Annotated in this window: 10 protein-coding genes and 3 tRNA genes; 5 read left to right on the top strand and 8 right to left on the bottom strand. The window is 42.6% G+C overall.

Annotated features, from left to right (window positions below; all coding sequences use genetic code 11):
* The first annotated feature begins 44 nt into the window (after positions 1–44).
* Positions 45–758: a YebC/PmpR family DNA-binding transcriptional regulator gene (locus LCH52_06460; GenBank protein MCA0388120.1), complete on the top strand. Its 714-nt coding sequence runs from the start codon at positions 45–47 to the stop codon at positions 756–758.
* Positions 759–1,616: 858 nt separating this feature from the next.
* Here the strand turns inward: LCH52_06460 and LCH52_06455 are convergent.
* From LCH52_06455 to LCH52_06435, 5 genes are all read right to left on the bottom strand, one after another.
* Entirely contained in the window at positions 1,617–2,675 is a 1,059-nt protein-coding gene (locus tag LCH52_06455; protein MCA0388119.1) for an IS110 family transposase, read from the bottom strand.
* A gap of 169 nt (positions 2,676–2,844) precedes the next feature.
* Positions 2,845–3,291 carry a DUF2975 domain-containing protein gene (locus tag LCH52_06450; protein MCA0388118.1) on the bottom strand — a complete coding sequence of 149 codons (447 nt, stop codon included), beginning with the start codon at positions 3,289–3,291 and terminating at the stop codon, positions 2,845–2,847.
* A gap of 116 nt (positions 3,292–3,407) precedes the next feature.
* Positions 3,408–3,479, bottom strand: a tRNA-Glu gene (locus tag LCH52_06445).
* 54 nt (positions 3,480–3,533) lie between these two features.
* Positions 3,534–3,607, bottom strand: a tRNA-Arg gene (locus LCH52_06440).
* A gap of 28 nt (positions 3,608–3,635) precedes the next feature.
* A tRNA-Pro gene (locus LCH52_06435) sits at positions 3,636–3,710 on the bottom strand.
* A gap of 257 nt (positions 3,711–3,967) precedes the next feature.
* On the opposite strand from LCH52_06435, the gene LCH52_06430 reads away from it, so the two are divergent.
* From LCH52_06430 to LCH52_06415, 4 genes are all read left to right on the top strand, one after another.
* Complete coding sequence (locus LCH52_06430) at positions 3,968–5,389, top strand: hypothetical protein (protein MCA0388117.1); 1,422 nt, start codon at positions 3,968–3,970, stop codon at positions 5,387–5,389.
* A gap of 1 nt (position 5,390) precedes the next feature.
* A complete protein-coding gene (locus tag LCH52_06425) occupies positions 5,391–6,620 on the top strand; it encodes an ABC transporter permease (protein MCA0388116.1) in 1,230 nt (409 codons plus the stop codon).
* Complete coding sequence (locus tag LCH52_06420) at positions 6,617–7,852, top strand: ABC transporter permease (GenBank protein MCA0388115.1); 1,236 nt, start codon at positions 6,617–6,619, stop codon at positions 7,850–7,852. The genes LCH52_06425 and LCH52_06420 overlap by 4 nt, the downstream gene beginning before the upstream one ends.
* Positions 7,853–7,930: 78 nt before the next feature.
* The gene (locus tag LCH52_06415; protein MCA0388114.1) at positions 7,931–8,611 is read left to right on the top strand and encodes an ABC transporter ATP-binding protein; all 681 of its coding nucleotides are present in this window, start codon (positions 7,931–7,933) and stop codon (positions 8,609–8,611) included.
* A gap of 690 nt (positions 8,612–9,301) precedes the next feature.
* On the opposite strand, the gene LCH52_06410 is transcribed toward LCH52_06415, so the two are convergent.
* Genes LCH52_06410 through LCH52_06400 form a run of 3 tightly spaced genes read right to left on the bottom strand, consistent with a single transcriptional unit; the run spans position 9,302 to position 12,679 of the window.
* Positions 9,302–10,171, bottom strand: a complete 870-nt coding sequence (locus LCH52_06410) for a CxxxxCH/CxxCH domain-containing protein (protein MCA0388113.1) — start codon at positions 10,169–10,171, stop codon at positions 9,302–9,304.
* 17 nt (positions 10,172–10,188) lie between these two features.
* On the bottom strand, positions 10,189–11,406 hold the full coding sequence (locus tag LCH52_06405; GenBank protein MCA0388112.1) for a cytochrome C: 1,218 nt from the start codon (positions 11,404–11,406) through the stop codon (positions 10,189–10,191).
* Between the two features lie 10 nt (positions 11,407–11,416).
* On the bottom strand, positions 11,417–12,679 hold the full coding sequence (locus tag LCH52_06400; GenBank protein MCA0388111.1) for a hypothetical protein: 1,263 nt from the start codon (positions 12,677–12,679) through the stop codon (positions 11,417–11,419).
* Positions 12,680–12,772 lie beyond the last annotated feature (93 nt).

The following is a 12,772-nucleotide window of genomic DNA, read 5'->3' as shown; positions in this document are numbered from 1 at the left end:
TTCTGTTTAAATTTGCATATTAATTAATCAAAAAAACGAGACTTATGGGCAGGATATTTGAGACGCGTAAACATACAATGTTTGCTCGCTATGCCAAAATGTCGGTTGCATTTAATCGTGCAAGAAAAGAAATAGAAATTGCGGTGAAAGCCGGTGGTCCCGATCCTTCCACCAATTCGAAACTCAGACTGGCAATGCAAAACGCCAAAAGCGTCAACATGCCTAAGGACAGAGTTGAAGCTGCCATCAAAAGAGCTTCGAACAAGGACACAACAGGGTATCAGGAAATTACCTACGAGGGAATCGGACCTCACGGTATCTATGTAATTGTTGCATGTGCCACCGACAACACCACCAGAACAGTTGCAAATGTGCGGCACCACTTCAAAAAAGGGAACGGCACTCTTGGAAATTCAGGAAGTGTTGCATTCAATTTTGAGCACAAGGCATTCTTCAAGTTGAAGAGAGCTTCCGTGGCTGATGTCGATGAACTCGAGCTTGAACTTATCGATTTCGGTTTGGATGAACTGGACAGTGACGATGATTTCGTTTACATCTATTGTCCTTATGAGGAATTCGGCAAAATGCAGAAAGCCCTCGAAGACAAGGGTGTTGAAGTGGAGAGCGCCGAGCTTCAGTACATCCCAAACATGTATAAGGAACTCGATGAAGAGCAGAGAAAAGAGATGACCGAACTCATCGATCTCCTCGAAGATGACGAAGATGTGGTGGCTGTTTACCATAACATGCAAACATAATTTCGGCTAAAACTTTATAAAAGAGGCTGTCTGATTTCAGGCAGCCTTTTTTTTTATGTTTGAGGTATTTTAAGGGGATACATTGAGACGCAGAGCAAGCAATAAACCACAGAGCGCACAGAGACCACAGAGTTATCCCTTGCGGCGACATATTGAGAGGGTACGCAGATACACGCGGATTAAACAGATTTACGCTGAGCAGGATTTTAAATAGTTCCACGGATATCACGGATTGGACACAGATTCCACGGATAGGATTTTTAGACCTTGTTGCGACATGTGTGTAGGGTACGCAGATACACGCAGATTAAACAGATTTACGCAGAGCAGGATTTTAAATAGTTCCACGGATATCACGGATTGGACACGGATTCCACATATAAAAGGTTGAAAGTCAAGAGATAAAATTCTCCTGCTCAACCTTTTTGCGAAAAAGGTCTCCAAAAAATGCGAAGTTGTTCTACAGTTATCTTCGACTTTCCTATGTCCAGTTGGGTCGAACGCTTTATTTCTTTATCATCGGTTATGCCAGAACGATCCGAAAACTCTTACGGATCAGTTCGAAGCACCAAACACATATTATGAGTCCAGCCGGGAACATCCCGGGTTAGCCTTAACATAGAAGGCCCTCAGAAATTAAACAGTGCCCGTTGACTGTTCCATTCACAGTAAAAAGAGGGTTAGTGAAGTGTTTAATTCTTCACACCAGTAATCCGTGGGTTACAGCCCGGGGGCTCGAACTAAAAAGAACAAGGTCGAAAAATAAACAAAAACAGAGAGACGACAAACCTCCAATCACGGATGAGGGTTAAATAAGCCACTAATCCGACGGGTTTGGTTCAGCGTCCCTCAACAAAATTAAAATCTTACAGATCTCGTAAACGATATAATATCAAAAGGTGTTTTATTCTTTAGCATTTGAAAGACAGCAACTGCAAGTTTGTGTGCGAGAGTGGCTCTTGCAACAGGTGCCCCTTTCTTCTTTGTAAGTTTCTTATAATAGGCACTGATTTGGGGGGAGTGTCTAATAGCCAAGCAGGCACCTTGTGAGTATGCCCACTTTAAGAAAGTATTACCTGACTTCTGATTCTTGCCATCCACTGTTTTACCAGAGGAACTTCTTTGAGTGTGAACCACTCTACAGTAGGAGGAGTAATTCTGTATCGATTTGAATCGTTTGATGTCCCCGGTCTCACAGAGGATGGTCATTCCGAGAACGAATCCTATTCCGGGAATTGAGGTAACCAATTTTAACTGTGAAGACATATTCAGTCGAATGATTTCGAGAGAAGTATTCTCCAGTTTATTAATTGATGATTCCATGAAAAGTATGTCGTCGTGTAATTGCTGAAAGACGAGTTTGAGAGCCGGATCAGAGGCAGAACGAATATATTCTTCTCTTAGAGATGAATTATGAGCCGGGTTGATTGCAATAGCGGGAGACCAGCCAAAGTGTTGGAGAAGTTTGATGTAGAATCTGGTGTAAAGAGAACCTCTGAGTCTGGCAGCTTTAAGTCTTTCTCTAAATAAATCCCTTAGTCCCCTGAGTTGAGGAGGAAATGCGTATGCGAAGGGGAAGGTACCATTTCTCATCAATTGAGCAATGTGATAGGAGTCGAGCTTGTCATCTTTCTTCTTATGAACACCGACTCTCATATAGAGTGCATGTCCAAGACAGAATTGTATATTATCATTTTCACAGGCATCTTGAAGCCAGTAGTAGTTAAAGGTTGATTCAACACCTACCGCGACATCAGGGAAGAAGGGGCTGATCTCTTGACGGAGGTCTTGATAAGTAGCAGGTATTCTTTTGTGAACATGAATTTTATTCATAATATCAACAAGGCAGATAAACATATTATCTTTGTGAAGGTCAATTCCGCAAAAATATTTTGCATTGATTGTTTGACTATACATTTTGGGTTCTCCATTTCTTGTTAGTTTACAGTGGTATGGTAACTTACAAAATTTCGGAGAACCTTGTTGTTAATATCACGGATTGGATTTTGAGCCCTTGTGGCGACATGTGTGTAGGGGACGCAAATACACGCAGATTAAACATGCCAAAGGCATCCCTTCGGGAGGTTTACGCAGAGGATTTCTTTACATATGCTTCAGCCTTCATTGCGGCAACTGCTACCAAAACGGATCCTGTGGCAATTATGACACCGATAAAAACTCCGCCGGCAGGATCATCGCTGTTGCTTGAAAGGATGAAGACTTCTCCGATAGTGACAAAAGCGATGGTTAGTATCGCACAAATTTTTATTACTCGAAGTGATTTTAGTACCGCTTCCGATTGTTTTATGTTTTGTCCGTAAAGCCTTGAGAGTTTAAAACCCTGATAAAGTGCAGTGAAAAAAGGGATTGAAGCCAAATATGCAAACGCAAGAAACGGATCGTTGAAGTAAATTTGGAAGAGGGTGGAGTGAGCGTTTCTCCCCTCGAGGTGGGGTTCCCAAAGCATAAAAACAAAAGCGGCGAGCCCGGTAATGATGATGGCAGCTTGAAGGGAGATTGAGATTTTTTTCATTTTGCGATATCTCAGAAAATTTATCGGCAAAATAAAGCCATCTTTGGTCGATAAATCAGGGTGGAATTTAAAAAAGTCAAAACCCTCATCTTCAGAAGAAAATGAGGGTTTTTTTGTGACCCCAAGGGGATTCGAACCCCTATTACCGCCGTGAAAGGGCGATGTCCTAACCTTTAGACGATGGGGCCATCTAAAGTAACAACAAAACAAGTTTATTCAAAAGTTCCGGAACAAAATTCTTGTGAGCCCGAGTGGACTCGAACCACTAACCCTCAGCTTAGAAGGCTGATGCTCTATCCGATTGAGCTACGGGCCCATAGAAAATCATCAGATAACTGGATTTGTCGGGGTAGCAGGATTCGAACCTGCGACCTCCTGGTCCCAAACCAGGCGCGCTAGCCGGGCTACGCTATACCCCGATATAAGATTTTGGTATCTATGGGCAGTATTTTCTGCCGCAAACATTATGTTACAGAACTAAAAATAAACAGACTACAAATATAGGGTTCCCGGCAAATTTATCCAAACATTTTTTGAATTTTTCTTAAAATTTGTTTCAATATTTTTTGAGGCATCAGGTACAGGCAAAAAAATTGCACGAAACTATTACTCCTTCATTTCGTATAAATAGGTAAATTTAGAGTTTGATTTTTGAAATTCTTATTATGAGGAAATAATGTCGCGACTTTTAAGTGGCCTGTTGTGTTTAATTTTGCTTCAATTCGGTTTAATGGCTCAAAACGGGTATAAGGAACTGCTTTTGGAGGGGGATAAGTTGCTGAACAAACGCCCGCCCGATGTATTGAATGCCCGCATGAAATATCTTGAAGCTCTCAATCTGGAGAAAAACGACCCTGAAGTTTACATAAAAATTGCGATTACTTTCATTTATGCAAAAGATGAAAGAAGTGCAAATATGAATCTGGATCAGGGACTTAAGTTGTTCAAAGAGGGAAAATCGAACATGAAAGCCATCCTGACCTACTACAAGGGGATGGTAAAAGAGTTTGTCCCGCCCGATACAAAAGACACAAACAAGATAAAGAAGCACTTCTCCGAGGCGATTAAGTATTATCTTGAATCGCTTGATTACCTCGAAGTACCCGTTTTCAGATGGAATGATTTTGACTTTTCGAAAGTAAACATTTACAACGATGTCGGCAGGGTATCGATGATGATAAATGATGCCGCAAACGGGAAAAAATACTTCCAGTTGTGTCTTGATGCAATCGGACCTGACAAGGAAAACAAATATTACACCATTTCCCATTTCGGGCTGGCGCAAATTTATAAATTCGTCGGGATTCTCGACAGTTCCGTGCACCACTTCAACAAGGTTTTGGAAGTGGATCCGAAAAACATCAACGCTTTGAGCGAACTTTACGGGATGTATTTTGATGCAGGTGACTACGACAAGGGGTTTACTGTTGTGAACAGAATCGATTCGATGATGACGGTCACTTATGATGGCTTGATGAAGAGGAAAGATGCTCCGAAAGATTCCATCCAGTACATAGCGAATATCATTTACAATACGAAGATGGAGAAGGGGCACCTCAAGTTCAATTCCAAGTCGTACGAGGAGTCGCTGAATTTTTATGCGGAGGCATATAAGTACAAAAAGAACAAAAAACTGATTGAACTGTTGAAAAAGATGACAATTCTGAACGAGATGGCAAAAAGCGGGTGGATGCCTGTCGTGAAGGATGCACAGTTTATCAAACACGGAAATGAATATTTCTTTTATTCACCCAATGAACTTAAGACCAACGCCGATTCAAGCATCACAGCCACTATCAAATCAGTTGTGACAGCGGATGTCGACTTGAACATGTTGAATGTTTTCCAGTCAGAGTTTGATCAGACCGCTCCCGACAATATCGACAAGGTATTAAAGAGTATGTATGGACAGAACGAGTATAACTGGACTATCGTCTGCGGGAAAAACGATTTTGTTCAAAATTTCGAAAAGAAATTTGATCCAACAGGAAAGGATGTGTCGAAACCGGGTTCATCCAAACCTGTAAACAAGACAGCAACTTCGGACAGTTTTGAACTCGACATACTGAAATTTCTTTGCAGAGCTTCAGGAAAATAACTTGAGTGCCTCATTATTTCTGCTTAAAAGGTATCTGAAGCCCGGCAACAAGTCGAAGACCTATACATTTTTCTCGCTGGCTGCACTTGCCGGTATTGCCCTTGGTGTGACAACACTCGTTGTTGCCTTGAGTGTGCTTGAAGGATATGAGAAAGTGATCAGCGAAAAACTTGTTACTTTCGATTCCGACATACAGGTTTACGGATATGGCAATCAGGATTTACCCGAGCCGGAAAAGGCAGAAAAAACAATTAGAACGATAACCGGTTCCGGTCTTCAATCGATAGAATTCGGTGCACAGAAAATATGTATTCTGGGGAAAAGCAGAATAAATGAAGGTGTCACTCTGAAGGGGATAACCGACGGTTACCTCGAGAAGAGAGAAGGATTAAAGCTGGTAGCCGGCAGTTTCGATTTGGGGCTTGATGACGATTCACTGAACCGGGTGGTAATCGGAAAGACTCTCGCGACAAAACTCAGGGTAAAACCGGGTGATGTTGTAAATTTCTTCGCAATCAATGCTGTAGATCTAAAGAGTATGACTGCACTTCCTGCTGTTGAAAATTTCTTTGTTTCGGGAATCTATCAGACCGGAATGGGGAAGTATGACGATGCTTTTGCTTATACAGCCATTTCACAGTTGCAAAGATTGTATGAGATGGACGACAAGATCAATCTGATTGAAGTGAAGTTGAAGCGGGGGATACCTGCAGATTCTTTGAAAAATGAACTGCAACAGGCGCTGGGGCATCCGTTTTTCGCTGTCACTTTTGTTGATGCCAACAGGCAAATGTTCAACTGGATAGAATTGCAGCGGAAACCGATTCCGATTGTGCTGGGTCTGATTATTGTGGTTGCGGCATTTAACATAATCAGTGCACTTTTGATGCTTGTTCTCGACAAGACGAACACCATCGGTACACTGAAAGCAATCGGAGCCTCACCCGGATTTATTACGAGGATATTCCTTGTCAGAGGTCTGCTCCTTGGAATTGGAGGTGCAATAGCCGGCGTAATATTTGGTTACATCCTCTGTTATATTCAGATGGAATTTGGACTTGTGCAACTGAATCCGACGATTTATTTTGTCGATAAAGTACCGATATCGATAAACGGCACATATTTTCTGACCGTCTTTGGAGTTTCGGTTGGGCTAAGCATCCTGTCGTCTCTCATTCCCGCATTTGCTGCATCAAGGATTGATCCTGTGAAAGCTTTGAGGTTCAATTGAAAACAGGATCACTGTCACTTTTCTTTGCTTTGCGATACCTTCTGAGCAAGCGACATATCAATTTTATTTCGATCATTTCATTCCTGTCGATTGGCGGAATTACGCTCGGTGTTGCGGCTTTAATCATAGTGCTTGCAATTTTCAACGGATTTGCCGGGATGGTACGGTCATTCCTGGTAAGCTTTGAGCCTCATCTCCGTATTGAGTCAATAGCTGAGGACCCGGGAGCATCACTCGATTCTGTAAAGCGCTACATCGAACAAAGTCCCTACAAAGACAGCTTTTCCGGATTTGTAGAAGGGAAGACCGCAGTAATTTCTAAGGATTACAACAGAATTGCCAGGCTAAAAGGAATTGATCCGGGAAAAGGGAAAGATGTTTACGGGATAAAAGAGGCACTTTGGTCGGGAGAGTATAATTTTTCAGGCGAGTCAGGTGCTGCATTTATCGGAATAAATCTTTCGGAAAAATTAGGTTTGGGAATTGGTGATACTCTTACAGTTTTATCACCTGCAGGTATCGAGAACCTTGTTTCAGGTGCGGGGAATGTCCAGAATATTCAGTTGATTGTGAGAGGCATTTACCAGTCGAAAAACAACGAGTATGATGGAGAATATATTTTTACCGATCTTGAGCACGCCGGGTTTGTCCTCGGTTACGGTGAGGAAGTACAGGGATATGAAATCAGGTTTGATGACTACAGAAAAGCCGACGGGCTAAAGGAGATTCTGAGTGAAAAGTTCGGCACAAAGGATCTGGTTTTTTCCACATGGTACGACCTCCACAGCGATATTTACAATGTGATGATGCTGGAAAGACTTGTTGCCTGGTTTCTGTTGTCGCTGATTATTCTGGTTGCAGTGTTTAATATTCTTGCATCTCTTACCATGTCGGTAATGGAGAAAAAGAGGGATATCGGTGTCTTGACTGCCATGGGAATGGACAAATCGACGATTATACGAATTTTTGTCATTCAGGGTTTTCTTACCGGTGTGATTGGTACGCTTGCAGGCGGGCTCATTGGATTTGGACTTTACTACCTGCAAATCAACTATCATATAATTGCTCTCGATCCGTTGCGTTTCAAAATGGCATACATGCCGATGGAGCTCAATTTAATTGATTATTTCCTCATTTTGTCAGCTTCAATCGGGCTGTCACTTCTGGCTTCCATATATCCCGCTAAAAAAGCAGCAGAAATTGATCCGATTGATGCAATAAGGTGGGAGTGATTTTTTTCAGGAATTTATTTTTAGTGCAAAATCAAGAACTGCTATGGCAGAACAGATCAGAAATTAAATTTGAACAGTATGAACAAAATAATTAACGGCAGCGGACTTGTGAAGTCCTACAGAGTCTCAAAACAAAACACACTTGAAGTTTTGAAAGGTGTTGACATTTCGATTCCGGAGAACAAAATTTCCGTAATCGTTGGTGCTTCAGGTGCGGGAAAAAGCACACTGCTCCATATTATCAGCGGACTTGATAAACCCGATGCCGGAAGCGTGAACATAATGGGGACGGATATTTTTTCGTTGAGTCAGAAGAAGCTCTCGAAATTCAGGAACGAAAACATAGGATTTGTTTTTCAGTTTCATCACCTGTTACCCGAGTTTACTGCACTTGAAAATGTTGCGATTCCAATGTTGATTGCCGGAAAAGGGAAGAAGGAAGCCTTCGAAAAAGCTCTTCAACTCATTTCCATTACAGGTCTAGAATCGCGAAAAAACCACAAACCGGCAGAAATGTCGGGCGGCGAACAGCAGAGGGCAGCCCTCGCAAGAGCTCTGAGCAACGATCCAAAAGTCATTCTCGCCGATGAGCCCACCGGAAACCTCGATTCCAACAACGCGAACGCAATAAATGACCTGTTCCTCAAGCTCAGAGATGAATTCGGAAAAACCTTCGTAATCGTCACGCACAATAAAGACCTCATGGCTATCGGCGACAACCTCATCGAAATGGCGGATGGAAGAGTGGTTATTTATTAGTTATTAGTTTTGAGTTATTAATTGGATTGGACGCAGATACCCGCAGATTAGACGGAGTTTCGCAGAGAGGGGAATTGGAACACGGATGAAACGGATTAAACACGGATTTCGAGGATGTAAAATTCGAAATCCGAAATTTTATTCTTCTGAAAAGGAGCGACAATCGTCTCGATTGTCCAACCGACAAACCTTATGTTATGACTACAAATAGAACCTGACATCTCAACCTAAAAACTCGCCCAGGCGAGTTGAACAGACATGGGATGGGGGGTTTTCTACGAACATGTCACTCGCCCAAGCGAGTTGAACAGACATGGGATGGCTGGTTTTCTACGAACATGTCACTCGCCCAGGCGAGTTGAACAGAAGGGGAATGGCTGGTTTTCTACGAACATGTCACTCGCCCAGGCGAGTTGATCAGAAAGGGGATGGGTGGTTTTCTACGAACATGTCACTCGCCCAGGCGAATTGAACAGAAGGGGAATGGCTGGTTTTCTACGAACATGTCACTCGCCCAGGCGAATTGAACAGACAGGGGATGGGTGGTTTTCTACGAACATGTCACCTGCCCAGGCAGGTTTTTTAGATGTTGTCCGGAGGTTTTTTCAAACTTCATACCTCAAACTTCAAACATAAAAAAAGGCTGCCCCTTGCGAGACAGCCTTTTGTTTTAATTAATCGGCAAACCGCTTAGTAATCGATATCATTTCCGAAGATACGAAGTTTACCATCGACATGTACTCTGGTTGAATCGACAGTCCAGGTATTTGTTGTGGCATTGTATTTCGTGGAGTTATGACATCCTGTGCAATTGTTTGCAAATGAGCCCTGAATGTGGGTTCCTTTTGGTAAAGGATTTCCTGTTGCAGGATCTCCATGGCAACTGCCGCATTTCTTTCCATTTACTCCATCTGTCCATTTAACCGCATTTGTAAGATTACCGTTTTTGAAGTAACCATGGCAGTAGGTGTTTGCACAACCTGTTGCAGTTGAATATGTTGGCGCAGGAGTATAAGTTGGCAGGGAAGCTGCATAATTGGGTGTACCCGGCTTATTCGACTGGGTTTTGGTGAAAGTACCAAATACAATTTCCGCAGGATCATCGGGATTGTCAATATGACCGGCAGCATAATATGTTGCAGGAACAGTATGACACTCGACGCAGGCAACTTTTTTACCCTGGACATTTACATAGAGATGTGGATTATGTGCACCGTTTGCAGTAGGAGCAATAACTGACGGGTCTCTGTAACTTCCATGGCATGTATTGCATGCTTCAGGTCCCTTTGGCTGAGTGTGGCATTTTAAGCATGAAGCACTTGCTCCCATGATTCCGCCGGCATAATTACTGCCATGACATGCTGTACACGGCTTCATATTATACTTCTGATTTTTGATCAGAACGGAGTGATGGTCGGGTGCACCTCTTTTAACAATTCCTTCGGTATGAGCATTGACAGCGGGAGCTGCAGGAATGTCTTCCTTCAACTTACTGCAACCTGCAAAGAGGAACGCTAATGATACGGACAACAAAACAGAATAAAAATATAACTTTTTCATTTACTTAACCTCGGCGATTATTTATGGCAATAACCGCAGAATCCTATACCGGTTATTCCGTTAGGTTTTGCGTTTGCATCAGTGTGACAATTGTAGCAGACTGAATTCATGTCTTTATGCCAGTCTCCATTTTCGCTTCTCATGAATCCGGAAAGGTGAGTTTTCGGATTGGTTCCTTTGATACCGTCAGCATCGTTATGACACTGTACACAGACAGGATCAGCACCTGATGCATCGTGGCAGGAAGCACATGAACCAAGGTCTCTTTTAGCCAGCAGTGCATGTTCACCACCACCCGAGCCAACACCAATCATAACAAAATTGGTTTTTGTATGGGAGTAGGGGACGAACCCTGCCTGAGCAAAATCGCCGCCTTTTTGGTTGTGGCAGGTAGAGCAGAAAGTTTCAGTCTGGTGGCAGGTCTGACAATCAGAGGCTTTTCCCTTAAAATCGATTCCATGGGAGAATCTGTAGTTAAGATCGTGCACTCTGGAAAGTTTTTGAACCTTTGCTCCATCGGTGAAATTGCTTCCTTCGCTTGGTTTGTAGAAACTTTCGCCTGTATTGCCTTCCGTCATAACTGAATTGGCAAGATGGCAATCCTGGCATGTTGAATTATCGTGGCACATCATGCAGTTGGCTCCAGGAGCCATGGCAGCAAATTTGTGTCTGGTCGAGAATTCAGCAAGCTTGTGGGTCTGAGGAATCAGACTTGCAGTGGAGATGTGGCAGGCTTCACATGCATTGGTAGCAAGTTTGGTTTCTGCGTGACATGTCCAGCAGGCTTCCATTGTCGGATTGTATTTCCCTCTTATTTCGACGCCTGTTGAAAGGTTCACATCTTTATGACATCCGAGACACTTCTCTCCATTTTTTGCAAGAGGAGCATTTTTAAGATGAAAAGCGTGGTTGAAAATAAGGCCTGATGTTTTTTGTTTAAGAGGTTCGTAAACATCTTCGTAGTGGCATGTGCCGCATTTGTCGGAATTTTCGACATCGTGGCAGCTTGCGCAGACTGATTTCTCGGGCAGCATTCTTTGGTTAAGAGAAGTAGCGGTTGTTATTCCGGTATGGCAATCCGCACATTCCATTACTGATGAATGGAGCTCGTGTGAAAATTTGATGACCTTTGATGTTGAATCTGAAGTCAGGTGGCTTCTTGAAGTAAAAGCCGAAAAGAGCAGAAACGCAACAGCAAGGATCGTCAGACTTGAGTAAATATATTTTGTTTTCATAGCCATCTATCTAAAAAATTGTGTTAAACCAGTAATTAGCTTTGAAGAACATTCTGAGATCGTTCTTGTATATTTTGTTGTTCAGGTATTGAGCCTGAAGGTCGAAAGACAACCATCTGATGGCTCTGATATTCAGACCCCCCATAATTGTTGTCAGACTGTTTGTTTCTGCGTCAGGAGAGAGTTTATAACTCGTATAAGCAATTCCTGCTGAAGGGGTAATAAGCCCGTCGAAAAGCGACTTGGCGAGATACAACGAAATTGCATCCTGTTCACCGGCATAACCCATACTTTTTCTGTAGCTCAATGAGCCAAAGTTTGTGTTTGCAGAGATTGTGAACCTGCTTGCATTATCGCCCTGATAGCTTACAACTCCAACTCTACCGTTGAGTGTGATGCTTTTCGTCAGGTCGTATCCGGCACCGATTTCAAGTTCTGTGGTGTTGGCAAAATCGAACACAGAGAAGATTGAATTGTATCTGATCCTTGGTGCGAGGTAGTTATAATAGACATTGAAATGCCAGTTTTTCACAGGACTTGAGACACCATCGAACTCAATTCTGGATGTTTTCTGATAATTCATGTCATATTCATATCTTGCGTTGAACTGAAAGCCTTCGCCCTGATCATACGAGATTCTTCCCTGGAGGAATTTATACTGGTTCGATTTTTCCTGAATCAGCACCGAGATGGGGTTGAAAGCGTCATCAAGACGGGTAGCCGTATATGAATAAGGCTTAAAGTTCTTGACGAATCCACCAACACCAATGAGCAGTTGTGGGATAATCTGAGCCTTCAATTCTCCACCGAGTAAATAGTCGTCTTTCCAACTGTCGGTGATCTCAAGTTTCTGGTAAGCAGGGACATTTCCGCCATACCATGCATCGAGTCCGAACATTTTGTAAGCTGCATTTACCGAAACACCATCGAAAACCCCGCCGGCAATTGTTGAAAAGACAGGTTGTCTTCCAATCTTCACAGTTGCTATGTCAAAAAGTTTTCTGGCTTCAAAATAGAGGTTATAGACCCTCAATCTTGAATCGGCGCTTGTATTGAAGTAATTCTCGTAATTTAAATGAGTCCTTAAAGAGAATTTTTCGTAATTCAGATTAAGGATCGCAGAATGGTAACCTCTGGCTTGGAAGTCGGAGGTGGCAGGGGCATCATATCTCTCAAACATGTAGACAGATGAACTGATCCTGCCGTTTATACTCTGGCCAAACACAGGTGCTGCCAGGATGAGGAGGACAAAAAGTGTGGAAATTGTTCGCATAAAATAGAACCGATATAATTATAACAATTTTGAGATACTAAAAATTAAGGTATTTTTCTGACTCCTGCAAATTAAATCTTTGAAAACTCAAAA

It is taken from the genome of Bacteroidota bacterium, assembly GCA_020161395.1.
In the GTDB taxonomy this organism is placed as follows: Bacteria; Bacteroidota; Ignavibacteria; order Ignavibacteriales; family Ignavibacteriaceae; genus UTCHB3.
This window is presented reverse-complemented; position numbering and strand designations above follow the sequence as displayed.